The organism is Winogradskyella vincentii, assembly GCF_020166345.1.
Lineage (GTDB): Bacteria > Bacteroidota > Bacteroidia > Flavobacteriales > Flavobacteriaceae > Winogradskyella > Winogradskyella vincentii.
Map to the genome: position 1 here is coordinate 100,055 of NZ_JAIUJS010000005.1, position 26,841 is coordinate 126,895.

Sequence of the window (26,841 nt, forward strand, 5' to 3'; positions counted from 1 at the left end):
ATTACATATAACCAAATTTTAAAAACAAGAAACGTTACGAATTATTAGAATTCAGAAATATGTTTTTTGGCTAACTCAAACTCAGCAAGCATATCGTTTACGATGGTTGCTACCGGTTTTACATCGTGTATGAGACCAGCAATCTGACCAATTTCTAGTTCGCCATCATCTAAATCACCTTCAAACATACCACGCTTGGCACGTGCTCTACCCAAAAGTTCTTTTAACTGTTCTGGAGTTGGTGCGGTTTTATAGAGTTCTTGTACCTCGTTGTAAAACTTATTTTTAATTAAACGTACTGGTGCCAATTCTTTTAAGGTCAATTGCGTATCACCTTCCTTTGCATCTACCACAACCTGCTTAAAGTCGGCATGTGCAGAAGATTCTTCACTAGCTACAAAACGGCTTCCCACCTGCACGCCATCTGCACCCAAAACCATACAAGCTAACATAGCACGACCTGTTGCTATTCCACCTGCAGCAATCAAAGGAATATTAAGATGTTCCTTAACCATTGGGATTAAGGTTAATGTTGTGGTTTCATCACGTCCGTTATGACCTCCCGCTTCAAAACCTTCAGCAACAACAGCATCTACACCAGCATCTTGTGCCTTCAGCGCAAACTTTACAGAGCTAACCACGTGCACCACAGTAATACCTTGGTCCTGTAACCACTTGGTCCAGGTTTTTGGATTTCCGGCAGAAGTAAATACAATTTTTACACCTTCCTCTACGATGATATCCATGATTTCCTTGATATTAGGATATAGCATAGGCACATTAACACCAAAGGGTTTATCTGTTGCTTGTTTGCATTTTTGGATATGCTCACGCAATACGTCTGGATACATAGAGCCAGCTCCTATCAATCCCAAAATACCTGCGTTACTTGCGGCAGATGCTAATCGCCAACCACTGTTCCAGATCATACCTGCTTGTATGATTGGGTGGTCTATATTAAAGAGTTGGGTTATTCTGTTTTTCATTGGTATTTGCTTCGTGTAAAATGAGATTACCACGTCTCTCGATTATCATCGAAATCCTCGCAATGACATTTAAATTGATCATAAAATTCGTCAATTCGAGTGAATTTCACGAATGTATATGAGAGAAATTTTTATCGAGAATTAGAATTAAAGTGTAAAAGGTTCTCGATACATCCCAATAACAATTGGGACACTCGAACTGACGGCAATCTTCAATTTATTTTTCATGAAAAATGGTCTTAGGTCATTTAAAAAGTAGGATTAAAAAACACCTACACCATAAATTAAACCCAAACATCTATTTCTTGATAAGCTTGTAGGTTTTGGAAATACCTTCAGAATTAAGTTCTAAAATAAAGAGTCCTGGAGCCATAAACGAAACATCAACCGTATTAAAAGTGTTGGTAACGTTGGTGTTTAAAATTCGTTGTCCTAGTTGGTTGTAGATATTGAGTTCAGCATTAATATCGTCCTCTGGGAATTGAATATATAATTCATCAGCAACTGGATTTGGATACATCGTAAACTCAGGTCTTAAATTCTCATCTAAACTCAAAGCGATGTCCTTTGCCACGTCTAAGTCTGGAATACCATGACCCAATAAATCATCTGGTGCATTATATTGTGATGCAGACTGCCTTACATAATCCATAACCTCTGTTGGTGAAGCATATGGTATAGCCTGCCATAAAGACGCAATTCCTCCACAAAGTATAGGACTGCTAAAGGACGTTCCGTTATTCTGGGTAATATTATTATTCTGATCTACAACATAAGATGCTCCTCCTCTAGCGACTACGTCTGGTTTTTGGTAACCTACTTGTGCGGCACCACCTTGACTACTGAACGCGACATAGTTTCCATTGGCATCAACTGCACCAACAGAAAGTACGTCTGGCGAATCAGCAGGAGCACCTACCGTTTGCCATGTTGTAGCGCCAGCATTACCAGCACTAACCACTACCAAGATTCCTTTTTCAACTGCTATAGAAGCCCCTTTAGAAATAAAGGCCACTTGACCATTCATATCAGCAGGTGTATAATCGTAATTACTATTATCAAACACACGATATCCCAATGAAGTATTGATCATATCTACACCAAGACTATCAGCACGTTCCGCTGCTTCTACCCAATAGCTCTCCTCTACCGGATTTTCACTAGAAACATCTTCAGTTAAAAACAAATAGTAGGACGCATCAGGTGCAGTACCCACAAATTGATCTTGTATGTAACCAGCCATATCACTGAGCACACGTGTCCCATGAGAACTTGCCGTATTGGCATAAACATCTGCATTTCTTGTTACAAAATCATAGCCATCTAGTAAATCACCATTATCACGCAATCGTTGAAATGCTCCCATAGTATTCACATTTGGAAAACCTGAGTCCATGACCGCAATAGTAATACCTTCACCTGTAAAATCATCAACATGGAGATTGTCTGCATTAATCATTTCTACCTGATTTTGCGTATCACCATAATTAAAAACTACCTGTTGTTCGAAATTGTCGTATTTATCTTGGACATGAAACTCCCTTGAGCCAGAATTGAGACTGTTATCTGCAAAGTCTATACTATCTACATAAGTTAGCACATCGAGTGCACTAATAGCAGCTTCGGTTCCTCTGACATGGACCGCATTAAACCATTTTGATTTGGCCATTACGGTTATTCCTGTTTGTGTTTTTAAATCTGCAATATAGGTTTCATTTACAGGCACATCGCGCTCATCAATCGCAATATTATGATGTTGTTTACGATCGATTGCTTTTTGGGTAAGAATAGTAATTGGATTTGCTAAAGACGACGCAACATTTGGTTTATCGGTTAAGTAAATCCAAGCGTCTTGTTGGGCTGTTGCAGTTATTGAAATTTGGAACAATAAAAGCATGAATATGTTTCTAAACATGGCTTTTCTTTTTATTGCAATTTACGGAATCCTCTTGAAATGGTTATAAAAATGTATTCTCCTTTCATTTTTTGCTTGAACAAAAAACGAAACAAAAAAGTCAAGACTTAATATTCTTTTACTAAAAATTTCTTTCACTCCAGCACAAAAATTAAATCAATAGTTAATAGGAATAAAACTTTTGAACATCAAAGTCGCCATTAAAATAGAATAAATAAATACGACGATTTTTGTTTGAACTTGCGCTTCAATTCATTTTTAACGTAAAATAATCTTAGGTCGGCGATTCTCTAGATTGTGGATGATTACGGTGTCTTTATGAAATAACGCCGGAACCAACTAATTCGTCACCAATGTACCAAGCTACAAACTGTCCTTCTGTAATGGCAGATTGTTTGTTTTTAAACTCTACAAACAAACCAGATTGAACCTTATGTAAGGTTGCCTCTTCAAGAGGTTGCCTATACCTTATACGAGCTTTTACAGACATGGTTTCTCCTTCAACTAATGCCAAATCTTCCCGCACCCAGTGCAATTCGTCATTGGTTACAAATAGAACATTACGCAATAATCCTGGGTGGTTTTTCCCTTGTCCTGTATAAATCACATTTTCATTGACATCAGTTTCAATAACGAACAACGGCTCTTTGGTACCACCTACTGCCAAGCCTTTACGCTGGCCTTTTGTGAAATAGTGTGCACCTTGGTGTTTACCAACTACTTTACCGTCAGCTAAACTATACGATGGTTTTGTAGAAAAATAAGCCAGCTCATTTTCCTTATTTTCAAATTGAGGAACAGCCTTATTGTAAGTTGAAAGCGATTCATCTACCTCAACAATAATACCTTCCTTAGGTTTAAGCTGTTGCTGTAGAAATTCTGGTAATCTCACCTTTCCTATAAAACATAACCCTTGTGAATCTTTCTTTTCAGCCGTGATTAAGTCTTGAGCCTTGGCTATTTCCCTAACCTCTGGTTTGGCAAGTTCTCCAATAGGAAATAAGGCCTTTGCCAATTGCGCTTGTGATAATTGACATAAAAAATAGGATTGATCTTTATTGCCATCTACACCCGACAATAATTGATAAACCGTTTGGCCATCTTTATCAATTGATCCTTTTCTACAATAATGTCCCGTAGCTACATAATCTGCACCAAGTTCTAAGGCAATGTCCATAAAGACATCGAACTTGATCTCACGATTACAAAGTACATCTGGATTTGGCGTACGTCCTTTTTCGTATTCGCTAAACATATAATCTACAATACGCTCTTTGTATTGTACACTAAGATCTACCGTTTGAAATGGGATACCCAACTTTTCCGCCACCAACATGGCGTCATTGCTATCCTCTAACCAAGGGCATTCGTCTGAAATGGTGACTGAGTCATCGTGCCAGTTTTTCATAAACAGACCAATGACCTCATAGCCTTGCTCCTTAAGTAAGTAAGCCGCAACGCTAGAGTCTACACCACCAGAAAGTCCTACAATGACACGTTTCATACTAATTAATTTTGTCTCTTGGTCTGAAAAACCGTGGCAAAATTACAAATAAAAAAGCCAATCCTTATAAGTTTACCATTCTGAAAACCTATGGAAATAATAGTTAAAAATTATAATGAAAAGGGATGTTAAATACGTTCCCAATCTTGATTAAAGCGAAGTGCTAATAGCTTCTCGTATAAAATCTTTAATCCTCTGGTGCCTTGCATCCCATAATCTTGGATGTATTTTACGGAACCGTCTGCAAAAGATATCTTCAGTTTCGCAGTTTGATCGTCTGTCCAACCAACAGTATAACTAGACTCTAAGTCTTTAATATTCATCTCGTTCATCATTTGAACAATTACATTAAAATCGGTTGTTTTAATGACAGCTTCAAAATCTCCTTCCTCTTCTTCGCGCTCACCCAAATTCTGATTGAAATTATAATACTTTGCCTCAAACAGTGATTTGCCTTCAGGGACAAGGGTTAAATTGAACACTGGACATGTACCAAAACAACCTGTAGTACCAAATTCAATTTTTGTAATCTGATAGTTTGCAACCTTGTCCTGATATTCAACAAAAGTACCGTCTTTATATACTAAGGTTGATTTATTAATTTTCTGATCTTTAAATGTTGTTCTTTTCTCGTAAAGTTCAATAATTGGGATGTCATTTTTAGTGACAAGCTTTGTATAAATCGGAAACTGGTTGTAGTTACGTGGTGAGCTTAAGGGTACCACCTTATATTGTTCTTCACCTAAACTCATTAGTGCCAAAGCATGAAAGGAGAATTGGGTTTCTCCAGTTATCACCAAATCCATTAAACCGTTACCATCAAGATCTGCCTTAATGTAATCGGTTTTTGGAATCATGGAATCTAACTTTTGTTTAACTGGCGAGGAGGCTAGCTCTTCATTTTTATAGACATGAGGTGAAACACAAGTAAAATCCCTTAATGTAGAATCTGCCGTTTTCACAAAAGCTCTCAAAGAATTTAAATCCGTAATACTATCTATGGTAGATTTTTTGCTCTGTTTCACGTTCACATTTTTCTTTGCACAAGAAAAAAGCATTGCAACGCATAAAATGAAAGGTAAAGTTTTCCTCATACTATATTAATCTTTCTTAAAGATAACCTTTTGATTGGTATGGTCAATTTCTTTGGCTAAGGAACCTTCTTTATAATACTTCCATACTCCAATTTTTTTATCATCCTTATATGTGCCTTCAGAAACTTTATTCCCTTTACCATCATAGTTAATGGTTAGGCCGTTGCGCTTATCATTTAGATATTCTGTAGTTCTTACATATTGCTTCGCTTTGGTATACCATTTAGCTTTACCGCTAAGCTTTCCATTTTTATACAATGTCTCTTCAGCGACATTACCATTATCATAGTACACTGTTTTAAGGCCATCTAATTCACCTTGAGAATTATAATGTTCCTCAATCATTACTTTGTCAGAGTTTTTATGGTAGTAAATCCATTTACCAATAAATTTCTTTTGATTCATTTGGCCCTTACTAACAATCTTCTTTGCTGAAGTATAAAAGACAACATCTGCAATATCATTAGCTTCATTAAAAACTTTAGTGGCACTTAAGACACTTTTGCCGTTTTTAAGTTTGTAATAGTTAAAAGTGCCAATTTCTTTTCCGTGGTTAAATTGACCCTCATATCTTTTTTGATCGGTGCCTTCGTAGTCTTTTGTCCATATACCGTGGCGTTCGCCGTTTTTATCGTACTGATTAACTGACTTTTGCGCGTAGCAGGTTGTTAAAATTATTGTAAAAATTAACCCTAGAAATCTATTTTGTTTAATCATTTCGTAGTTTTGTTAAACAAATGTATGAAACGTTTGTGCAATGTTGAACAAATTTAAAAACTCAAAAAAATGAAATTTATTTCAAAAACTTTCAAATTACTACCAGTATTATTCTTGGTTTTCGGTCTTACTTCTTGTAGTGACGATGATGACAACAACGACGGTCCTGTTGCAATGGATACAACAGTAATCGATGTTGCTTTAGAAAACAACTTAACCTCATTAGCAGCGGCTTTAGAAGCAACTGGATTAGTGAGTACTTTACAAGGTCCTGGACCTTTCACAGTTTTTGCGCCATCTAACGACGCATTTACTACGTTTTTGACCAATGCAAATGTAGATTTAAATAATATGACTACAGACGAAGAAGCTTTAGTAACTAACGTATTACTGAACCACGTTATCATTGGAAATAACTTAATGGCTTCAGATTTAATCGCTGCAGAATCTGGATATACAAATACAGCGGCAACTGGACCAAACAACGAAAATTTAAGTTTATATTTTTCAACATCTAACGGTGTAATGATCAATGGTTTATCTACAGTAACTGATCCAGATAAAACTGCAACTAATGGTACAATCCATATCGTTGATACAGTAATTGATTTACCAACTATTGCAACTTTTGCAACTTCTAATCCAGCATTATCAATTTTAGTTGATGCTTTAACTTATGCTGACACTGGCAACCCAACCGTTCCATATATCGCTACAGTATCTGATAACACTGCTGGACCTTTCACAGTATTTGCACCAGCAAATGATGCATTTGTTGCATTATTAGCAGAATTAGAATTAACTGCTTTAACAGATTTAGACACTGATACAGTAAACTCTGTATTATTATATCACATTGTTGGAGCTAACGTACAGTCTGATGAATTAACTACAGGTGCTGTAGGTACATTAGGTGGTTCCATTGATGCTGACACAAGTAACTTTACTCTTACAGATCAAAATGGTCGTGTAAGTAATATTATTACGTCTTTGGTTGACGTACAATCTATCAACGGCGTAGTACACGTAATTGATAGAGTAATTCTACCTCCACCAGCGGTAGACTAATTATAGGAAAGTCGAGGCTGATTACCTCATTTTTATATTGATTGATTTAGTTAGTAGTGAAACCCAGGCAACTTGCCTGGGTTTACTCATTTTATACCATAATTTCATTACAACTAATTTTATCTTTTATGTTCAGGACTATCAAATCCCGCTCTACAACCTGCTTGCCATTCATCTGGCATATTGCCATATGCAGGCACCCCTCCATTATCTTTTAGCATTCTTGCCAAGTGCAAACAATTCCAAACTAGAAATGTGGTATTTCTATTTGTAAAATCATTTTCTGGACCACCGGATCCTTCATCTCTGTATGATGGTCCAGGACCAGCTTCACCCATCCATCCAGCATCTGCTTGAGGCGGTACCGTATAACCAATGTGAGATAATGAGAATAAAATGTTCATTGCACAATGTTTAACGCCATCCTCGTTACCAGTAATTAAAGTAGCCCCAACTTTGTCATAATCTCTATACTGCCCTTTCTTGTTAAACTTATGAGTATAACCATACATACGTTCTAAAGTCTTGTTGCAAACGGAGGATTTTTCTCCTAACCATACGGAGGTACACAATATAAGAATGTCACAAGCATCCACTTCTTTCTGAATTATTGGCCAATCGTCCTTATCCCATTCTGGTGTTTTGGACATATCTAATCCTAGCCCTGCTGGTATTTCATAATCTACTGGTCTAATTATTTTGGTAGTTGCTCCAACAGATTCAAATATTTTTTGAGCAACCTTAATTAATCCTTCAGTATGCGATAAAACAGGAGTTCTATTCAAAGTGCAATTAAGAAAGAGAACCTTTAAGTCGTCATATTTTGCAGGTGGTTCTAGACAATGCTTGTCTATCATTTCATTTAATTGTGTACTGATTTTTACTTTTTTAATTGTTTATATCGTTTTAAGGTACAAAAAAAGCCTCAGCATTACTGCTGAGGCTCATATATCAAATTTGATTTTTTACTACTTTTTTCTCTTTTGTTGTGCTTGCTTTTGTTGCTCAGCTTGCTCCATCATTTCAGCCATTTTCTTCTGAAATCTGTTTTGTTTTTTAGGCTTACTCTTGCTCACCTCTATCTTAGCTAACACTTTTTCTTCATCGATGATGTAATTCTTAATTACTAACATTAATACAATACTAATTAAATTAGATATAAAGTAATACAAACTCAATCCTGAGGCATAGTTATTAAAGAACACAAGCATTAATAAAGGAGAGAAGTAAATCATATACTTCATCATTTTACTCATGTCTGGCATACCTTCTTGCTGTGGTGCTTGTGTAGCCATTTGCTGGCCTGTTGTCATCTTCATGTAAAAGAATATCGCTACAGCTGCCAATATTGGAAATAAACTCACATGGTCACCATAAAAAGGAATATTAAATGGCAATTCGAAAATGGAATCGTAAGAACTTAAATCATCTGCCCAGAGGAAACTCTTTTGTCGTAAATCAAAAGCTGTAGGGAAAAACATGAACAAGGCGTAAAATACAGGAATCTGCATTAAACCAGGTAAACAACCACTTAATGGGCTTGCACCTGCTTTGTTTTGCAATGCCATTGTTTCTTGCTGTGCCTTTAGTTTGTTATCCTTATACTTCTTTCTTAACGCATCTAATTCTGGCTTTAAAATCTTCATCTTAGCTTGCGATAAGAACTGCTTGTACTGTACAAAAGACAATACTATTTTAACCATAATGGTCATTACAATAATTGCAATACCATATGGTAAGAAGCCACTTAACCAACCAAACAGAGGTATGAACAAGGCCTTATTGATCCAACCGAAAATTCCCCATCCAAAAGGAATACTTTCCTCTAAATCCTTACCATAGGATTTTAAAACTTTACTGTCGGTTGGTCCATAATACAATCCTAAATTCTCATTTAGTTCACCACCCTTATATGCCAATGGCATTTTTGCAGTATATTTTTTGGTAAATAATGTATCTACTTCTTCATCCTCAACTAAATCCGTAGAGGTAATAGCCACATCTTTAAAAGTCGTCTCTCCTGCAACTAATATTGTACTGAAGAAGTGCTGTCTATACGATAACCATCTAACATCATCAACAACTTCTTCATCATCATTCATTTGCGCTAACTTATCCAACTTATCACCATCATGCATGTAGGTTAATCTTGTATATCTATTTTCATAGCTTATACTTTTTGCCTGACGTATATTTTTCTGTTGCCAATCTAAATTTATTGGCTGCGATGTGTTAAAGACATTACTTAAACCTTGTGATCTAATTGAAAAGTCAATCATATAATCATCTGGTTTCAACTCATAACGGTATTCTAAAAATGATGATTCTGACACTTTTAGCTTCATAGAAACTATCGTGTTATCACCACTTTTTGTTACGGATGGTTGAAATGGTAAATCTTGTGTATTTAAAATACGGTTGTCGGCTGTTCCGAAAGTAATATTGAAACTGCTATTCTTGTCCTTTATCAAATAAATCGGAACGGAATCATAGTCCACAAAGTTCTTTAATTTAACCTCAGCCAAATGACCACCAGTATTATTAAACACCAGCTTAAAAACATCCGTTTCAACTTCTGTTTGTTGTCCAGATGTTGGTTGTGCTAAAGCATAAGAAAATGCTCCTAATTTATTTTGAAGGGCAACTCGTTGTGTAGAATCTAATGCCTGTGTATTAGAATAATCTTCTGCTGTAGTTACAAGGGTTTCATTTTGCTTACTCGCTTCACGTTCTGCTTCAACCTGTTCCTGCTCAGCTTTTTTCTGTGCTTCTAATTCTTCAGGTGTAGGCTGATTTTGATACATGATATATAATAGAATACCAAATATTAAAATGAATCCTATTATTGAATTGATATCGAATTTCTTTTCTTCCATACTAGTTCCGCTATTTACGGTAATCTGATTAGTTAATTGAATAACCCAAAAAGCTATCCAAATTCCACTTTACGTCAAAGTGGCAGAAATTATTTCTTTTTTTTATACTGTAGCGATGCATTAACAAAGGCTACAAATAAAGGATGTGGATTTGCAACCGTACTTTTATATTCAGGGTGATACTGTACACCCACAAACCAATTATGACTAGGTATTTCAACAATTTCGACTAATCCAGTATCTGGATTGTAACCTGTAGCTTTCATACCAGCAGATTCAATTTGATCTTTATAGTCATTATTGAATTCAAAACGATGTCTATGTCTCTCCTTTATACGCTTTTCGTTGTACACACTATGAGCTATACTTCCTTCAACGATGTCACAGTCCCAAGCACCTAAACGCATTGTACCACCTTTATTAACCACATTTTTCTGAGACTCCATTAAGCTGATAACAGGGTTTTCAGCATTTTCGTCCATTTCTATAGAATTGGCATTTTCAATACCTAGTACATTTCTGGCATACTCAATAACTGCCATTTGCATACCCAAACAAATACCTAAAAACGGAATATTGTTTTCACGCACATAATGAACTGCTTCAATTTTCCCTTCCAAGCCACGTTCACCAAAACCTGGAGCTACCAAGACACCATCTAAATGTTGTAGTTTAAACTCAATATTCTCTGGTGTTAAATATTCTGAATGAATTGGCTCTACCTTTACTTTTACCTCATTCTCAGCTCCTGCATGAATAAAGGCCTCGAGTATAGATTTATAAGAATCCTGTAACTCCACATACTTACCAATTAAACCAATTGTTACTTCGCTTTTTGGATTTTTATGACGCTTTAAAAACTCGTTCCATTGGTTTAAATCTGGCTCATCACTCTTTAAGTTTAATTTGTCCAATACTACTTTGTCCAGCCCTTCATCCAACATTAAATTTGGTACATCATATATAGTAGATGCATCGATAGACTGAATAACTGCTTCTTGCTTCACATTACAAAATCGCGCTAATTTGGCTTTGATACTATTGCTTAATTCATGTTCTGTACGACAAACCAAGATATCTGCATGTACTCCACTTTCCATCAATGTTTTTACACTGTGCTGTGTTGGCTTAGTTTTAAGTTCACCTGCTGCAGACAAATAGGGAATTAGCGTTAAGTGAATTACTAAAGCATTATTGTCACCAAGTTCCCATTGTAATTGACGAACCGCTTCTATATAAGGCAATGATTCAATATCACCTACGGTTCCACCAATTTCAGTTATTACAATATCGTAATCACCAGAATTACCTAGTATCTGAATACGATGTTTAATTTCATCTGTAATATGTGGAATTACCTGAACTGTTTTTCCTAAAAATTCTCCACGTCTTTCTTTGTCAATTACGCTCTGATAAATTCTACCCGTTGTAACATTATTGGCCTGTGAGGTTGGTACATTTAAAAATCGTTCATAATGACCTAAATCCAAGTCTGTCTCAGCACCATCATCAGTAACATAACACTCGCCATGCTCATAAGGATTTAATGTTCCCGGATCAATGTTGATATAAGGATCTAATTTCTGAATTGTTGTTCTGTAACCTTGTGCTTGCAGAAGTTTAGCTAAAGATGCAGCGATGATGCCTTTCCCTAAGGAAGAAGACACACCACCAGTTACAAAAATATACTTAGGGTTTGTGGTCATGATACGCTTTTAAACGCAGGCAAATTTACAAAATAAAACGAGTATTCTAAGTATTGTTTATGGTTTGTTAATATGTTATTTGAAAGTGCTGGATTAGCGACTAAAATCGCGTCTAATCTTTTTAATAATATCCTCCAAACCATTGATTTTAATCTCATGCATTTGGGTCATCATAAAGCCTAACTTACCTTCAGGAAAACCTTTTTGACTAAACCAAGTGTAGTAATATTCAGGAATATCAATTAAATACTCACCTTTATATTTCCCAAAGGGCATCTTGTAATTGGCCAGCTCAATAAGAGCTTCTTTATTACCTTCCACAATTATTGTGACTTAAATTGATCTAGTTTAGCAAGCTCAGCAGTAATAAGTTCTCTCCATTGATTTTGAACTTCGGTATTTATAGAATGAACGCTTTGTTCGTCGTAGCGTTTTTGAGTTTCGTTAAGTTCTTCGTTAATTGAAGTATGCAATTGTTTTAACTGCTTTCTTATGTTTTGATTAACTCTTAACTTGGTTAATCTCTCTCTAAATTTTCGAGTGTATAACTCTGTTATATCAAAATGGAGTTGCTCATGCCCAAGAATGTAATCATCTGCCTTTTCTTTATTATACCATGATTTATTTGGATAAAAATGTGCCTCAACACTAGTGCTATAATCAACAATTCTTGAACCTGATGTGGATACGGAAAATCCAAAGGTTATACCAGAGGCAGTTAGTGCAACTGCATCTGAATTTGGATTCACATCACCTTTAAAGTCCGCCCAGGTTAGTCTGCGCGACTCAGACCATGTCATGGATTCTTCATTAGGATTTTGACCAATGAAAATGAAGGTTAAACAGATTATGAGGTGTTTTATTTGCATTTAATGCCAATTAAAAATAACGTCTTTTTTGATGTCTGGGTGTAAACTATAATGTACAGGACAGGTTTTTGCAGTATGCTCTAAAATTTTTTTTGTTTTATCATTGGCCGAAAATGGAAAATCTATTACAATCTCAATTTTAGAAATTCGTCTTGGTTCACTTGCCATGGTTTTAGTAACCTCAGCAGTTGTACCAGACATATCAACATTCATATTTCTTGCCTTAATTCCCATTACCGTTAGCATACAACTAGCTAATCCTGTAGCAACAGTATCTGTAGGAGAAAATGCTTCACCCTTGCCATTATTGTCCAAGGGTGCATCGGTTAAAAATGTATTATTGGATTTTATATGAGTGCTTTCTGCTCTCAAATCTCCTAGATAGGTAACTTTTGATGTCATTATTTGGCTCTTACAATTCTTAAGTCATCGTATTTCACAATGTAAATTGCCTCATTTACATAGCCACCAAACATTGCCTTATTATATCTGAATTTATTTTCGATGTATTCTGTCTCAACATCTTCCGTAGAAGCCTCATAAAGATCTTTTTCAGTTGCTAAACGCAATAAAATATCTAATGTTAAATCAAATCCTCGCGAAGCATATTTACTTGGTGATACACCATATGTTCTTTTGTACCCCTTAACAAAACTTGAATTGTTCTGTTCTTCAAAATTCTTATTAACAGATGGGTAATGGAATTTTAAGTTTGAAAGGTGGTAATTATCGATGTTCTTTCCTTCAAACGCCCTGTTCTTATCTAGAGTTACCAAAACAATTTGTTCATTCTCATTGTTTAATCCATTTAACATACTTATTACACTTGATGCTAACGGATTACTTGTGGTCTCTAGAAATACAATGGACTTACCAGTTGGAAAGACATTCTCCAAATCTGTTGGAAATATGTAATAACCATCTTTTTTTGTTTTGCTATTGTTACGGGAAAAAATCAACTTCGCTTCAGGGAATTCTTTTTTCAACATTTCTGCACTTGATCTATTCGCCTGATCTGATATTACAACAACTTGCCGTTTTAAACTATCTGCCTTAATAAAGTCTATCATTGTTTTTCGCAACAGCTTGTCTTGTGGTATAGTCTGAAATACATTTGAATATACTTCATTAGGCTTGTTCAGCGCAGCAATAACAGGGACACCGTCTCTCCTTAATGTACTTGCTACTCTATCAAAACACTGAGCCTTCATAGGCCCAATTACAGCATCGTAGTCTGAAAAATCGTTATCTTCTAGTATTTCACGTGTTTTTGAAATTTGATATTGTGTATCTAATACTTTTAGGTCTGTAGATATTCCCAATTGTTTTGCAGAATCCAAGGCCATAAGTACTCCAGCATGAAAATCTAAGACCACAGACATTAACCTACTGTTTTTTATCATGTCTTTTGTTTCTGCAACAGAATCCACATCTACTTTATTCAGGCGATATGGTAACATTAATGCTATTTTCTTAGTCTCAAAATTTGATAGCTTTGAGTGTAATGCTGTTGTTTCAACAGAACCCAATTCACCTTCTACCTCTAATTTTTCAGGTAACTTAAGCACCATTCCAGCTTTTAAACCTGTTTCTTTTAATTCTGGATTAAGTTCTTCTAATTCTTCTTGTGTCAAGCCAGTTTTAATCTTCAACCTATAAAATCCTTCCTTAGGTAATACTTCATAATAGTTGTATGATTCTTCAATTGCTTTTTCTTCATTATCAGCAATGTTTGGTACATTTAATTCATCACCAGGCTGAAGTACCTCCTTCATATTTGGGTTTAAGTCCTCTAGCTCATCTACAGTTATACCAAATTTATATGCTATACGCCATTTCCCCTCTTTAGGTAGTACCGTGTATTTCTTTATGGTATTATTGTAAGACTTTTTATATATAACAGTCTTGTATTTTGGAATTCTAAGCTTAACACCTTTCTTAAGATTTTCAGAGTACAAAAAGCGATTGGCTTTTTTAATGTCTTCAATAGAAACGCTATACTTTTTTGAAATACTAAAAAGGGTTTCCTTGCGCTTTACCTTGTGACTTTTGTAACCGATTAATTCCGAAGTTTCTTCTTCTTGTGGTTCGTTCTTAACCTTTGAATTTGGAATTATTAAAACTGTATTTGGTTTTAAACTACCCTTTATATCAGGATTCAAAGCGTATATATCAAAAGGAGTCACTAAATATTGCTTGGCAACACTTTCAATAGTTTCTCCCTTTTCTACCTTATGCGTCTTATAATTCTGAGCAAATAGATTAAACGCTAATACAAAAAATAAGAGGGATAAAAATTTCTTCATAATATTCATGTAACTATATGATATTAGAGACATATTTTGACCAAAGGTCACAAACTATTCCCATTCTATCGTCGCAGGCGGTTTAGAGCTAATATCATATACCACTCTATTCACACCTTTTACTTTATTTATTATCTCATTAGAAGTTTTTTGTAAAAACTCATAAGGTAAATTCACCCAATCTGCGGTCATACCATCAGTGCTTTCTACTGCTCTTAATGCTACACATTTTTCATACGTCCGCTCATCTCCCATAACACCCACGCTATTAACCGGTAATAACATTGCACCTGCCTGCCAAACTTTATCGTATAAATTCCAAGAACGCAGGTTATTAATGAAAATTGCATCTACCTCCTGTAATATACGTACTTTCTCACGCGTTAGATCTCCAAGTATGCGTATTGCCAATCCTGGACCAGGAAATGGATGTCTGCCCAACAAATGAGAATCCATATTCATAGAAGCGCCTACACGTCTAACCTCGTCTTTAAACAAGGCCTTCAATGGTTCTACAACCTGAAGCTTCATAAAGTCTGGCAATCCACCAACATTATGATGACTTTTAATAGTTGCACTTGGTCCACCTGTTGCAGAAACACTTTCAATTACATCAGGATAAATGGTACCTTGAGCTAACCATTTAACATCTTTAATACGATGTGCTTCATCATCAAAAACTTCAATGAACACGCGACCAATTATTTTTCGTTTTTCTTCTGGGTCGCTCTTTCCTGCTAAAGCATCCAAAAAGCGTGCCGAAGCGTCTACACCTTTTACATTTAAGCCCATATCCGCATACTGATGCAGGACATCCTCAAACTCATTTTTTCGTAATAAGCCATTGTTCACAAAAATGCAATACAAGTTTTTACCTATGGCTTTGTGCAACAACATTGCCGCAACTGAAGAATCAACACCACCTGACAAACCTAATACTACCTTATCATTACCTAACTTTACTTTTAACTCATAAACTGTTTCTTCTACAAAAGCATTTGGCGTCCAGTCTTGATTTACATTTGCAATTTTAATTAAGAAATTATGTAATAGCTGGTGACCATCGGTTGTATGATATACTTCTGGGTGAAATTGAATAGCGTAGGTATCCTCACCCTCTATTTTATAAGCCGCATTTTCAACATCGTGCGTACTCGCTAGCAAAACACCATTTGTTGGTAGTTTCTTAATGGTATCACTATGGCTCATCCAAACCTGGCTATCTTCATGAATATTTTCAAAGAAATCTTCACCTTCTTTAATGAAAGCTAATTTTGCCCTTCCGTATTCCCTTGTATTTGATTCTGCTACTTCTCCACCTGAGAAATGTGCTAAATATTGAGCACCATAGCATACAGCCAGCATTGGTTTTTTTCCTCTGATTTGAGATAAATCTGGATGTAATGCATTTTCTGATCTTACCGAAACAGGACTGCCAGAAAGAATAACGGCGTTGAAGCTGTCAACTTCTTTAGGAATTTTATTAAAAGGATGAATTTCGCAGTAGATATTTAACTCTCTCACACGTCGCGCAATAAGCTGTGTATATTGCGAACCGAAATCTAAAATAAGGACTTTATTATGTTGCATGTGCAAAAGTAATAATTGCAACTAAAAATGAAAGGTCTGTAAAACAAAAATTACCTCAAATTGTTAACACTGTAAATTCGCCCTTCAAGGGTTCTAACACTCGCATTAACTCTGTAACAAGTTCGTCTCCAAATTCGAGATATAATTCAGAAAAATTCAGGTTTCGCTCTTGCAAACTTTGATTTGGAAATAATTGTTCTTGCAAATCTGTACATCGTTCTATTTGATCTGCCAATTTTCTCTTTTGGGCCTTTAATAATCGTTTCTCAAGATGTTTTAAACCTTTTAACTGCTTAACTTCTTGAGCTTTAACCGCACCTAAGAATGACTTATCCGTTTGTTGTGCTAATTGATGAAGTGCTATAAATTGATTTTCTAAATGTTCAATCTGCTCTGAAAAATCAATATCAATATTAGAGATTTTACGAACTCGTTTATTAATAAAGGTATTGCGATTTAAAAACAAATCCTTATCCAAAATCTCCAGCTTATCAAGTTTCTCCTTTTGTTTTTGGGTTTTAACCAAAACCGAATTTCTTAATAAAAGAATTGGGAATATTACTCTGTTAGCCTTAAAATTAGATTTTAACTGCAACCAGTAAATCATTTCCCCTCCTCCACCAATGTAGCAAAGATTTGGTAAAATAACCTCCTGATATAACGGTCTCATAATTACATTTGGTGAAAACCGTTCTGGATATTCCTGAAGATGACTTTTCAATTCTTCTTCCGTCCAACGTATATCAGTTTCTAAAACAGAATAAACACCATCTTCTACAGTGATACGTTCACGTATTCCACTATTTATATAAAAAAGATTAACCTCTCTTGGGTTTACTTGAATTTTAAGGTCTAAGGCTTCAAGTGAATTGTTGGTATCAGTGACATTTTTAAAGGCTACATTCTCTAACAATTCCGCTGTCATTTGCGGAATAAAAAGACACTTTAAGTCTTTATGATCAGCATCAATTATAACCAAACCATATTCACCAAAGAGCTGATTTGCCAAATATCTTGTAGCATCAGCCAAGTTATCATGATTAATATAGGCCTCTTTAAACCATTCTCTTAACTGATCTGCATTTTTTCCCGGTCCAAACTCAGAAGTAATTACATTAAAAACTTCCTCTAATCCATTAGTATTAAAATGCCCAACCGCACCAGTTTGTTCACTGTTCCAACGGATTTTTTTCCCTTTAAAATTGAAATAATTTATCTCATCAAAATCATGGTCTTCTGAGGCCATCCAATAAACAGGAACAAAATTATACTCAGGATAGGTTTTTTTCAACTGATTTGCGAGGTTAATGGCAGAAATAATCTTGTATAAAAAATATAACGGACCAGTAAATAGGTTTAATTGATGACCAGTAGTAATGGTGAATGTATTCTCCTTTGAAAGTAAATCAATATGTTTCAAAGTGGCTTTAGACATTTTAAGATGAGCATATTGCTCATTTAAAACTTTTACTAGAACTTTTCTGTTTTCATCGCTATAATTACTAGCTTTTTCTTCAATTTGATCCTTAAAATCATCTAATGTTGGAAAACGGTTGTAGAATTGCGCCAACTCTGGTTTTTGATCCAGGTAATCACAAATAAACTTAGAGAAATAATTGGTTTCTCTAAACGGTAAATAATCAGTTGGCATGTTAAGTTTAATTATGGCATAAATATAAGGCTCTTCAATTTTCTAACTGCTAATTTTTAGTTAATTCAAATTAACAAATTATAGAATCTAATCTGCAGTCTTTATATTTACTAGCTTTGAAACAAAACTAACTAAACATGCGCAACTTTTTCTTCATTTTGCTAATTGCATTAAGTTCTTCAACCATTGTAAACTCACAAAATTTAAAATCCCCAAGTGAATTTTTAGGTTATAATATTGGCGAACAATTTAGTCGTCATCATCAGGTTATAGATTATTTTGAGCATGTTGCACATGAAATGCCCAAGAATGTCATTTTAGAAAAATACGGCGAAACCAACGAGAGAAGATCCTTAAATCTAGCCTATATTTCTAGCGAAGAAAATCTCAGAAATCTTGAAACAATAAGACAGAACAATTTAAAACAGACCGGTATTTTAGAGGGCACTTCTGAATCTTCAGATATTGCAATAGTTTGGTTAAGCTACAATGTACATGGTAACGAAGCATCTAGTTCTGAAGCTTCAATGCTTACGGTTTTCAAACTTCTTACAGAATATAAAAATCTGCTCGATAATACAGTTGTTATAATGGATCCGTGTATTAACCCAGACGGAAGGGATCGCTATGTTAATTGGTATAACGAGACAGCGAGCAAGCCATATGACATAGATAGTCAAGCTAGTGAACACAATGAACCTTGGCCAGGTGGTAGAGCAAACCATTATCTTTTTGATTTAAATAGGGACTGGGTTTGGGCAACCCAAGTTGAAACTCAAAATCGACTAAAAGTATACAACAAATGGTTACCTCACATCCATGTAGATTTTCACGAACAAGGCATGAATGAACCTTACTATTTTGCTCCGGCAGCAAAGCCATACCATGAAATCATTACCGATTGGCAAACTGATTTTCAAACCCAAATCGGTAAAAACCATGCTAAGTATTTTGATGCTGAAGGTTGGTTGTTTTTTACTAGGGAAAGATTTGATTTATTTTATCCAAGTTATGGTGACACCTACCCAACTTATATGGGAGCTATAGGAATGACATACGAACAAGGCGGTCATGGCAGAGCTGGATTGGGCGTATTAAATGACGAAGGGCATGTTTTAACTTTGGTAGAGCGTTTAACACATCATACCACCACTGGAATATCGACTGTTGAAATTGCTTCTAAAAATGCAAAACAGTTAAATGTGGAGTTCAAAAAATTCTTTGATAATAGTAAACTGAAATACAAGAGTTACGTCCTTAAAGGTGAAAATGATAAAATTGAAAGTCTAAAAAGCTTATTAAACAAACATGAAATTGAATTTGAATACGCATCAGGCACCAAGGCTTCAGGTTATCAATATAGCAAAGGAAAACAAGGTAGCATGAGTCTTACATCAGAGGATTTGGTAGTACATACCAATCAACCAAAAGGTAAAATGGTAAAAGTACTTTTCGAGCCAAATGCAAAACTTTCAGATTCTCTGACTTATGATATTACGGCTTGGTCACTTCCTTATGCGTACGGATTAGATGCAATTGCCAGTACAACAAAGGTGGCAAGTCAATCTATATCAAGTGACCAAAGACAATCGAAAATAAGTGATGCTTACGGTTATGTAAGTAAGTGGAATTCATTAAAAGATGCTCAATTTTTATCCTCATTGCTAAAGAACAACTTTAGAGTTAGATTTACTGAAAGACCTTTCACCTCAAATGGAAACACATTTAAGCGTGGCTCATTAATAATTACAAAAGGTGATAATAAACACATTGACAATTTCCTTGATGCATTAAGAGATCTTACTGAGAAACACAACCAATTGCTCACTCCAATTTATACCGGATTTTCTCAAACCACACCAGACATAGGTTCTCCTGACATAAAACTGATAAACAAACAAAAAGTTGCCGTATTATCAGGTGAAGGTACATCTTCATTGAGCTATGGTGAAATTTGGAATTTCTTTGAAAATCAATTGAATTACCCTTTAACATCCATAAATACTGATAATTTGGGCAGAACAAATTTAGCCAAGTATAATGTCCTTATTATACCAAATGGATATTATGGTAATGTCTTAAACGAAGACAATTCTAAAAAGATTAAGGATTGGGTGCGCTCAGGTGGTAAGATAATTGCAATTGATGGTGCCTTAAGAAGTTTTGCTGGCAAGGAAGGGTTCGGATTAAAATTCAAAGCTACAGATAAAATGGAATCATCAGATAATCTAATACCATATGCAGAGCGCGAGCGTTTATATACAAATAGTATGATTACAGGTGCTATATTCAATGTTAAATTAGATAATACACATCCTATGGCATATGGTTATGACAAGGAGTATTTTACGTTAAAATTGGGTAGCTCTAGTTATAATCTTTTAGATAGTGGATATAATATTGGCCATATAAAAGACACTAAAGTATATTCAGGTTTTGCAGGTAAAAATGCCATTGAGAATTTAAGCAACTCTCTAGTATTCGGTGAAGAAAGAAAAGGTCGAGGAAGTTTTATCTATTTAGCAGACAATGTTTTATTTAGAAACTTCTGGGAAAATGGGAAGCTCTTTTTAATCAACTCCATATTTTTTGTAAATAACAACGTATTTGAATTATAATTATTAATTAATTACTCATGAAAATTTTAAAAAATCTAGCCGTAATCTTCAGCCTAATTATTATTAGTGCGGCATGTAAGCAAAACAATACCGAAGATGAGACCAAAGAATTCTCTGTAGATTTTGAAAAAATCACACTAGACAACGGATTACAAGTTATTCTCCACGTTGACAAGTCTGACCCTGTTGTAGCTGTAGCTTTAACTGCGCATGTTGGCTCAGCGCGTGAAAAAGAAGGTAGAACAGGTTTTGCACATCTATTTGAACATTTATTATTTCTGGAATCCGAGAACTTAGGTAAAGGTGGTTTAGATAAAATGAGTGCACGCATTGGTGGATCTGGTGCTAATGGTTCTACCAGTAGAGATAGAACTAATTATTTTCAAACAGTCCCTAAAGATGCTTTAGAAAAAATGATTTGGGCAGAAGCTGATAAATTAGGTTACTTTATAAATACAGTTACGGAACCTGTTTTAGCTAAGGAAAAACAAGTTGTAAAAAATGAAAAACGACAACGTGTGGACAATCAACCCTATGGACATAATTCTTATGTTATTAATAAAAATCTATATCCAGAAGGCCATCCTTATAGCTGGGAGGTTATTGGTTCTTTAGAAGATCTCCAAAATGCAACATTAGATGATGTTAAAGAATTTTATAGACGTTGGTATGTCCCAAATAATGTAACCTTAACCATAGCAGGAGATATAGATGTAGATCAAACTAAAGCATGGGTTAAAAAATATTTTGATGAAATACCTAAAGGAGAGGAAATTTCAGAAACAGAAAAACAACCTGTTATTTTAAAATCTTCTAAACGTCTTTTTTATGAAGATAATTTTGCGAGACTACCTCGTTTAACTATGGCTTGGCCAGGAGTACCTCAATACGATAAGGAGTCTTATGCCTTAAGTATATTGACAGAGTATTTATCTGTGGGAAAAAAAGCACCTTTAAACCAAGTCTTAATAGATCAAGAAAAACTTACAGATCGTGTGAATTTTTATCAAAACAATTCTGAACTAGCTGGACAAATTATGCTTTCAGTTACAGCATTTAACCAAACAGATTTAAATGCGGTTTCTACTGCACTTTCAGATGGATTTAAGGATTTTGAACTCAATGGCATTTCAGATAATGACCTTAATAGAATAAAAGCAGGCCAAGAAACATCATTTTACAACCGCTTGTCTAGTGTATTAGGTAAAGGGTTTCAACTCGCACAATATGAAATCTTTGCAGGTGACCCAAGTTTCATCAACCAAGATGTGAAGAATATTTTAGCAGTTACGCCAGAAGATGTAATGAATGTCTACAACAAGTATATTAAAGACAAGAACTATGTAGCTACTAGCTTTGTTCCGAAAGGGCAAATTGATCTGGTTTTAGACAACTCTCAACTAGCTAGTGTTGTTGAAGAAAAAATTGTAGATGGAGCAGAAGAATCTTTTGATCCAAGTATAAATGCTACCTACGAGAAAACACCAAGTAGTTTTGATCGTAGTATTGAGCCATCTTATGGTGAGAGCCCAGAATTAAATATACCAGAAGTCTGGAAGCAAAATTTAGATTCTGGCTTAAGCATTCTTGGTATTGAGAATACTGAAGTACCTCTTGTACAATTTGAATTACAAATTGAAGGTGGACTTTTATTCGAAAACAAGCACAAAGTTGGTGTTTCAAATCTATTGGCAAATCTAATGACTAAAGGCACTAAGAATAAAACACCTGAAGAGTTAGAAAATGCCATTCAGAGTTTAGGTGCTCGTATTAATGCCTATGCTACAGATACTAACATTACTATTTCGGGTACTACACTTTCCAAGCATTTTGATAAAACTATAGCTCTTGTCAATGAGATCTTATTAGAACCACGATGGGATGAGAATGAATTTGAACTCTTAAAAGCAAGTACAAAAAGTAGTATTAAACGCAGAAAGGGTAACCCTAACAGTATAGCATCTAACGAGTTTGCCAAGATAATTTACGGTGACAATAACATATTAGCGTACAGTAATAGTGGTACTGAGGATTCTGTTGAATCTATAACATTAACAGACTTACAAGACTATTATAATAAATACTTATCACCTCAACTTGCAAAGATGTTTGTGGTAGGATCTATTTCCCAAGATAAGGTGATAGAAGCGTTAAAAACTATGAATAGTAATTGGGAATCCAAAGCAGTTGAAATTCCAGAATTACCATTGGCTAAAGTTCCTGACGCTTCAAAAGTATATTTTTATGATGTACCAGGTGCCAAACAATCTGTAATTAGGTTTGGCTATCCTGCCCTAAAAGCAACAGATGAAAACTACTATGCAACCACAGTAATGAATTACCGCTTGGGTGGTGGTGGATTTGCTTCACAGCTCACTCAACAATTAAGAGAAGGTAAGGGTTATACTTACGGCATAAGATCTGGATTCTCTGGATCAAATTATACTGGTGAATTTGCAATTAGTAGCGGTGTTAGAACAAATGTCACTTTTGAATCTGCAACCCTAGTAAAGGAAATTCTAGAAAATTATGGAAAAAATTATAGTGAAGAAGATTTAGAAGTAACCAAAGGTTATACTATTAAAAGTACGGCAAGAGCATTTGAAACATTAGGCGCTAAACTTAATATGCTTTCTAACATTGGTAATTATGGCCTAAAGGATGATTATGCAAAACAACGTGAAACCATAGTAAAAAATATGTCCGTAAACGATGTTAAACTGCTAATCGATAACTATATAAAACCTAATAAGATGATTTACCTAATTGTAGGTGATGCAGAAACTCAATTAGATAAACTAGAAAATCTCGGATTTGGTAAGCCAATACTTTTAAATAAATAGCAATTATGCCCTTTCAGGAGCATTGATTTGATTTTACTACCTTTAAGTACTAATCAAAATCAAAATTTATGAAACTTGGTGCATTTTCCGTAAGCTTGGCAGTAAAAGACATAAAGGCGTCTAAAGAGTTTTACGAAAATTTAGGATTTTCTGTATTTGCAGGTGAAATTGAACGTAATTATCTGATTATGAAAAACCAATCTACATTGATTGGATTATTTCAAGGAATGTTTGAGAATAATATTTTAACATTCAATCCGGGTTGGGATCAGGACGCTAACACCTTGGAAGATTATGACGATGTTAGAAAAATCCAAAAGCAACTAAAGTCTAAAAATGCCACCTTCGCCAGTGAGATAGAAGCTGCTGATTCTGGCCCAGCAAGTTTTGTAGTTTTAGACCCAGATGGAAATGCAATTCTAATTGATCAACATATTTAGCGATGAATTGGGATGACGCTTTAATAATTTACGATAAAATAGTTGATGCATGCAATGGGTTTGAGCGTAAAGGCAAAAAAATGATTTATACCTCATCAAATGGGTATATGTTTACGCTTTTAAATAAAGATGCTGAAATTGGTATAAGATTACCTAAGGAGAAAGCGGCTAAATTTATGGAAGATTACGATACTGGTCCTTATTATTCTCATGGTGCAAAAATGAAAGACTATGTCTTGGTACCAGAATCACTTTGGGGCGAATTAGGGCTAATGGTAGCTTATTTTGAGCAAAGCTTCGCTTATGTTGACAGCTTACCATCTAAGTAAGTAGGTAGCTTACAGTATGATGTTCCAAATAAACACACTTAAAACTGTGTAGATTGAAAGCAAAACTATCTTTAATTTATTTCTTTGTGCCGAATTTTTCATAATTAGGGTGTTTAGTTATCTAATAATAAGACACAGCTTTTTTTTAAAGGTCACATTTTGAATGCTTTGGATAATTAGCTCAACTATTTTTTAGCTTTATTTTATAACCTAATGATTTTATATTTACACTAGATTAGCTGTTATATTTTATGCCACAAACTACTATCATCTCTTTTTTTAAGTATGAGGGACTTCGGAACAAATGGAGGGCCTTAGGTCGTATGGGTAGACCGCTTTTAATTGACAAGAATATCAATGGACTTACATTTTGGAAATCTTTAGGTAGTGGCAGTGGAAATGGATTTTCAATTTGGCCAGATTTCTCAACCTTTGGTTTACTCACAGTATTTAACTCGGAATCTGAAGCACAAGCATTTTTAAAATGTGATGTAATTCAATCTTATACAAACGAAGCCAAACAATACAGTCATATACTGATGCATTCCATAAAAGCACATGGAAAGTGGGATAATCAAGAACCTTTTAATTCTTCTATACCATATACTAACGACAAACCTTTGGCTGTAATCACAAGAGCGACAATTAAACCCAAACTAGCCTATAAATTTTGGAGACATGTGCCTTCGGTATCCAAATCTATGGATGGCTATAAAGGACTTGTTTATTCTAAAGGTATCGGTGAATGGCCCATATTTATGCAAGCTACATTCTCATTATGGACCAATGGTGATGATATGATGAACTATGCCTATAAGAATAAAAAACATGCAGATATGGTGAAGAAGACAAGAGAACTAGGATGGTATTCAGAAGAACTTTTTTCTCGATTTCATCCTTTTGAAATCAAAGGAACTTTATTAGATTTTAAGATTAAATAACCTCACCATAAAGGTCAAAATCTTCTGCCTCGATTATTTTCACGTTTGTAAATTCGCCTGTTTTTAAATAGGTTTTTGTAGCATCAATTAAAACCTCATTATCTACATCTGGTGAATCATACTCGGTACGACCAACAAAATAATTTCCTTCCTTACGGTCAATGACAACTTTAAACTCCTTCCCTATCTTTTCTTGATTTAACTCCCAAGAAATCTGAGATTGGATTTCCATAATTTCATTTGCGCGTTGCATCTTTACATCTTCTGGCACATCGTCCTCCAAATTATAAGCATGGGTATTCTCCTCATGCGAATAGGTAAAACAACCTAAACGCTCAAAACGCATTTCTTTAACCCATTCCTTTAAGGTTTGAAAGTCTTCCTCAGTTTCACCTGGATATCCAACTATCAAAGTAGTTCTAATTGCCATTTCTGGTACTTTGGCCCTAAATTCTCTTAGAAGTTTTGTGGTTTTTTCCTTTGTTGTACCACGTCGCATACTTTTTAAAATTGAATCTGAAATATGCTGTAAAGGAATATCTAGATAATTACAGATTTTAGATTCGCGATTCATAACATCTAGTACATCCATCGGAAAACCAGTTGGGAATGCATAATGCAATCTTATCCACTCTATACCTTCAACCTTAACAAGATGTTCTAATAACTCGGCAAGATTTCGTTTTTTATAGAGATCTAATCCATAATATGTTAGATCTTGAGCGATCAATATTAATTCCTTGACACCATTAGAGGCTAATTTTTCAGCTTCAATAACCAACTCTTCAATAGGTGTACTTTTATGTTTACCTCTCATAAGAGGGATTGCACAAAAACTACAAGGCCTGTCACAACCCTCAGCAATTTTTAGATATGCATAATTTTTTGGAGTCGTTGTTAATCGTTCACCTATTAACTCATGCTTGTAGTCAGCACCTAAGGCTTTTAATAAACCTGGTAGCTCTGTAGTACCGAAATACTGATCAACATTTGGTATTTCTTTTTGTAAGTCTGGCTTATAGCGTTCACTCAAACAACCTGTAACAAAAACTTTATCAACTTCACCTGCCTCCTTCTTTTGCATATACTCTAAAATAGTATTTACACTTTCCTCCTTAGCATTATTGATAAAACCACAAGTATTAATAACAACTACATTACCTTCTTGCTCATGCACTACATCTTTACCGCTTGCCTTTAATTGACCCATCAATACTTCACTGTCGTAAACATTTTTACTACAGCCAAGTGTCACCACATTAATTCTATTCTTTTTAATTGTCTTAGTGCGCATACCTTTAACTAAATGAGTGCGCAAAGATAAGCAATGATTTACGATATTTGATTGCTGATTGACTATTGTTAATAATGAGCAATTAAACGATTAA

21 protein-coding genes are annotated in these 26,841 nt (G+C 34.9%); 6 read left to right on the plus strand and 15 right to left on the minus strand.

The features are described 5' to 3' along the window. Positions 1–44: 44 nt before the first annotated feature. From LBV24_RS11095 to LBV24_RS11115, 5 genes are all read right to left on the minus strand, one after another. Positions 45–986, minus strand: coding sequence for an NAD(P)H-dependent flavin oxidoreductase (locus tag LBV24_RS11095; RefSeq protein ID WP_394371129.1), 942 nt, complete (start codon positions 984–986; stop codon positions 45–47). Between the two features lie 298 nt (positions 987–1,284). Further along, positions 1,285–2,901 (minus strand): S8 family serine peptidase, encoded by a 1,617-nt coding sequence (locus LBV24_RS11100; RefSeq protein WP_224478727.1) that lies wholly within the window; start codon positions 2,899–2,901, stop codon positions 1,285–1,287. Between the two features lie 316 nt (positions 2,902–3,217). Beyond that, complete coding sequence (mnmA, locus tag LBV24_RS11105; RefSeq protein WP_224478728.1) at positions 3,218–4,405, minus strand: tRNA 2-thiouridine(34) synthase MnmA; 1,188 nt, start codon at positions 4,403–4,405, stop codon at positions 3,218–3,220. 128 nt (positions 4,406–4,533) lie between these two features. Next, positions 4,534–5,499, minus strand: a complete 966-nt coding sequence (locus LBV24_RS11110; RefSeq protein WP_224478729.1) for a DUF6438 domain-containing protein — start codon at positions 5,497–5,499, stop codon at positions 4,534–4,536. A gap of 6 nt (positions 5,500–5,505) precedes the next feature. Then, on the minus strand, positions 5,506–6,216 hold the full coding sequence (locus LBV24_RS11115) for a toxin-antitoxin system YwqK family antitoxin (protein WP_224478730.1): 711 nt from the start codon (positions 6,214–6,216) through the stop codon (positions 5,506–5,508). A gap of 69 nt (positions 6,217–6,285) precedes the next feature. Between LBV24_RS11115 and LBV24_RS11120 the strand changes: the two genes are divergently transcribed. Further along, positions 6,286–7,284, plus strand: a complete 999-nt coding sequence (locus LBV24_RS11120) for a fasciclin domain-containing protein (protein ID WP_224478731.1) — start codon at positions 6,286–6,288, stop codon at positions 7,282–7,284. A gap of 119 nt (positions 7,285–7,403) precedes the next feature. Here LBV24_RS11120 and LBV24_RS11125 read toward each other — a convergent pair whose 3' ends face one another. From LBV24_RS11125 to bshC, 9 genes are all read right to left on the minus strand, one after another. Next, positions 7,404–8,141 (minus strand): flavodoxin family protein, encoded by a 738-nt coding sequence (locus LBV24_RS11125; protein WP_224478732.1) that lies wholly within the window; start codon positions 8,139–8,141, stop codon positions 7,404–7,406. Between the two features lie 111 nt (positions 8,142–8,252). Then, positions 8,253–10,160 (minus strand): membrane protein insertase YidC, encoded by a 1,908-nt coding sequence (yidC, locus tag LBV24_RS11130; protein WP_224478733.1) that lies wholly within the window; start codon positions 10,158–10,160, stop codon positions 8,253–8,255. Between the two features lie 89 nt (positions 10,161–10,249). Beyond that, a complete protein-coding gene (locus LBV24_RS11135) occupies positions 10,250–11,866 on the minus strand; it encodes a CTP synthase (RefSeq protein ID WP_224478734.1) in 1,617 nt (538 codons plus the stop codon). Between the two features lie 93 nt (positions 11,867–11,959). After that, positions 11,960–12,187: a DUF3820 family protein gene (locus LBV24_RS11140; RefSeq protein ID WP_224478735.1), complete on the minus strand. Its 228-nt coding sequence runs from the start codon at positions 12,185–12,187 to the stop codon at positions 11,960–11,962. A 2-nt stretch (positions 12,188–12,189) separates the two neighbouring features. Next, positions 12,190–12,735: a DUF922 domain-containing protein gene (locus tag LBV24_RS11145; protein ID WP_224478736.1), complete on the minus strand. Its 546-nt coding sequence runs from the start codon at positions 12,733–12,735 to the stop codon at positions 12,190–12,192. After that, on the minus strand, positions 12,736–13,137 hold the full coding sequence (locus LBV24_RS11150) for an OsmC family protein (protein ID WP_224478737.1): 402 nt from the start codon (positions 13,135–13,137) through the stop codon (positions 12,736–12,738). It lies immediately after the preceding gene. Continuing rightward, a complete protein-coding gene (locus LBV24_RS11155; RefSeq protein WP_224478738.1) occupies positions 13,137–15,074 on the minus strand; it encodes a PBP1 and LysM peptidoglycan-binding domain-containing protein in 1,938 nt (645 codons plus the stop codon). The genes LBV24_RS11150 and LBV24_RS11155 overlap by 1 nt, the downstream gene beginning before the upstream one ends. A gap of 21 nt (positions 15,075–15,095) precedes the next feature. Further along, positions 15,096–16,631 carry a glutamine-hydrolyzing GMP synthase gene (gene guaA / locus LBV24_RS11160; protein WP_224478739.1) on the minus strand — a complete coding sequence of 512 codons (1,536 nt, stop codon included), beginning with the start codon at positions 16,629–16,631 and terminating at the stop codon, positions 15,096–15,098. Between the two features lie 55 nt (positions 16,632–16,686). Then, a complete protein-coding gene (gene bshC / locus LBV24_RS11165; protein ID WP_224478740.1) occupies positions 16,687–18,282 on the minus strand; it encodes a bacillithiol biosynthesis cysteine-adding enzyme BshC in 1,596 nt (531 codons plus the stop codon). 137 nt (positions 18,283–18,419) lie between these two features. Here bshC and LBV24_RS11170 point away from each other — a divergent pair, with 137 nt between their 5' ends. The 5 genes from LBV24_RS11170 (at position 18,420) to LBV24_RS11190 (ending at position 25,453) form a co-directional block, all read left to right on the plus strand. Next, positions 18,420–20,900: a M14 family metallopeptidase gene (locus tag LBV24_RS11170; protein ID WP_224478741.1), complete on the plus strand. Its 2,481-nt coding sequence runs from the start codon at positions 18,420–18,422 to the stop codon at positions 20,898–20,900. A gap of 17 nt (positions 20,901–20,917) precedes the next feature. After that, positions 20,918–23,743 carry a M16 family metallopeptidase gene (locus tag LBV24_RS11175; RefSeq protein ID WP_224478742.1) on the plus strand — a complete coding sequence of 942 codons (2,826 nt, stop codon included), beginning with the start codon at positions 20,918–20,920 and terminating at the stop codon, positions 23,741–23,743. Between the two features lie 68 nt (positions 23,744–23,811). After that, complete coding sequence (locus LBV24_RS11180) at positions 23,812–24,183, plus strand: VOC family protein (RefSeq protein ID WP_224478743.1); 372 nt, start codon at positions 23,812–23,814, stop codon at positions 24,181–24,183. A 2-nt stretch (positions 24,184–24,185) separates the two neighbouring features. Continuing rightward, positions 24,186–24,512, plus strand: a complete 327-nt coding sequence (locus tag LBV24_RS11185; RefSeq protein ID WP_224478744.1) for a hypothetical protein — start codon at positions 24,186–24,188, stop codon at positions 24,510–24,512. 251 nt (positions 24,513–24,763) lie between these two features. Next, positions 24,764–25,453 (plus strand): hypothetical protein, encoded by a 690-nt coding sequence (locus LBV24_RS11190; RefSeq protein WP_224478745.1) that lies wholly within the window; start codon positions 24,764–24,766, stop codon positions 25,451–25,453. On the opposite strand, the gene rimO is transcribed toward LBV24_RS11190, so the two are convergent. Next, positions 25,446–26,747: a 30S ribosomal protein S12 methylthiotransferase RimO gene (gene rimO / locus LBV24_RS11195; RefSeq protein ID WP_224478746.1), complete on the minus strand. Its 1,302-nt coding sequence runs from the start codon at positions 26,745–26,747 to the stop codon at positions 25,446–25,448. The two genes, LBV24_RS11190 and rimO, sit on opposite strands and share 8 nt — an antisense overlap. Between the last annotated feature and the right edge of the window lie 94 nt (positions 26,748–26,841).

What these genes read in the sequence shown, in the direction of transcription:
- LBV24_RS11125 (WP_224478732.1), bottom strand. Translation starts at nt 8,141, where the DNA reads ATGATAGACAAGCATTGTCTAGAACCACCTGCAAAATATGACGACTTA.
- LBV24_RS11115 (WP_224478730.1), bottom strand. Translation starts at nt 6,216, where the DNA reads ATGATTAAACAAAATAGATTTCTAGGGTTAATTTTTACAATAATTTTA.
- guaA (WP_224478739.1), bottom strand. Translation starts at nt 16,631, where the DNA reads ATGCAACATAATAAAGTCCTTATTTTAGATTTCGGTTCGCAATATACA.
- LBV24_RS11095 (WP_394371129.1), bottom strand. Translation starts at nt 986, where the DNA reads ATGAAAAACAGAATAACCCAACTCTTTAATATAGACCACCCAATCATA.
- LBV24_RS11145 (WP_224478736.1), bottom strand. Translation starts at nt 12,735, where the DNA reads ATGCAAATAAAACACCTCATAATCTGTTTAACCTTCATTTTCATTGGT.
- LBV24_RS11100 (WP_224478727.1), bottom strand. Translation starts at nt 2,901, where the DNA reads ATGTTTAGAAACATATTCATGCTTTTATTGTTCCAAATTTCAATAACT.
- LBV24_RS11150 (WP_224478737.1), bottom strand. Translation starts at nt 13,137, where the DNA reads ATGACATCAAAAGTTACCTATCTAGGAGATTTGAGAGCAGAAAGCACT.
- LBV24_RS11180 (WP_224478743.1), top strand. Translation starts at nt 23,812, where the DNA reads ATGAAACTTGGTGCATTTTCCGTAAGCTTGGCAGTAAAAGACATAAAG.
- LBV24_RS11135 (WP_224478734.1), bottom strand. Translation starts at nt 11,866, where the DNA reads ATGACCACAAACCCTAAGTATATTTTTGTAACTGGTGGTGTGTCTTCT.
- LBV24_RS11170 (WP_224478741.1), top strand. Translation starts at nt 18,420, where the DNA reads ATGCGCAACTTTTTCTTCATTTTGCTAATTGCATTAAGTTCTTCAACC.
- LBV24_RS11120 (WP_224478731.1), top strand. Translation starts at nt 6,286, where the DNA reads ATGAAATTTATTTCAAAAACTTTCAAATTACTACCAGTATTATTCTTG.
- LBV24_RS11175 (WP_224478742.1), top strand. Translation starts at nt 20,918, where the DNA reads ATGAAAATTTTAAAAAATCTAGCCGTAATCTTCAGCCTAATTATTATT.
- bshC (WP_224478740.1), bottom strand. Translation starts at nt 18,282, where the DNA reads ATGCCAACTGATTATTTACCGTTTAGAGAAACCAATTATTTCTCTAAG.
- LBV24_RS11185 (WP_224478744.1), top strand. Translation starts at nt 24,186, where the DNA reads ATGAATTGGGATGACGCTTTAATAATTTACGATAAAATAGTTGATGCA.
- yidC (WP_224478733.1), bottom strand. Translation starts at nt 10,160, where the DNA reads ATGGAAGAAAAGAAATTCGATATCAATTCAATAATAGGATTCATTTTA.
- LBV24_RS11190 (WP_224478745.1), top strand. Translation starts at nt 24,764, where the DNA reads ATGCCACAAACTACTATCATCTCTTTTTTTAAGTATGAGGGACTTCGG.
- LBV24_RS11110 (WP_224478729.1), bottom strand. Translation starts at nt 5,499, where the DNA reads ATGAGGAAAACTTTACCTTTCATTTTATGCGTTGCAATGCTTTTTTCT.
- LBV24_RS11155 (WP_224478738.1), bottom strand. Translation starts at nt 15,074, where the DNA reads ATGTCTCTAATATCATATAGTTACATGAATATTATGAAGAAATTTTTA.
- mnmA (WP_224478728.1), bottom strand. Translation starts at nt 4,405, where the DNA reads ATGAAACGTGTCATTGTAGGACTTTCTGGTGGTGTAGACTCTAGCGTT.
- rimO (WP_224478746.1), bottom strand. Translation starts at nt 26,747, where the DNA reads ATGCGCACTAAGACAATTAAAAAGAATAGAATTAATGTGGTGACACTT.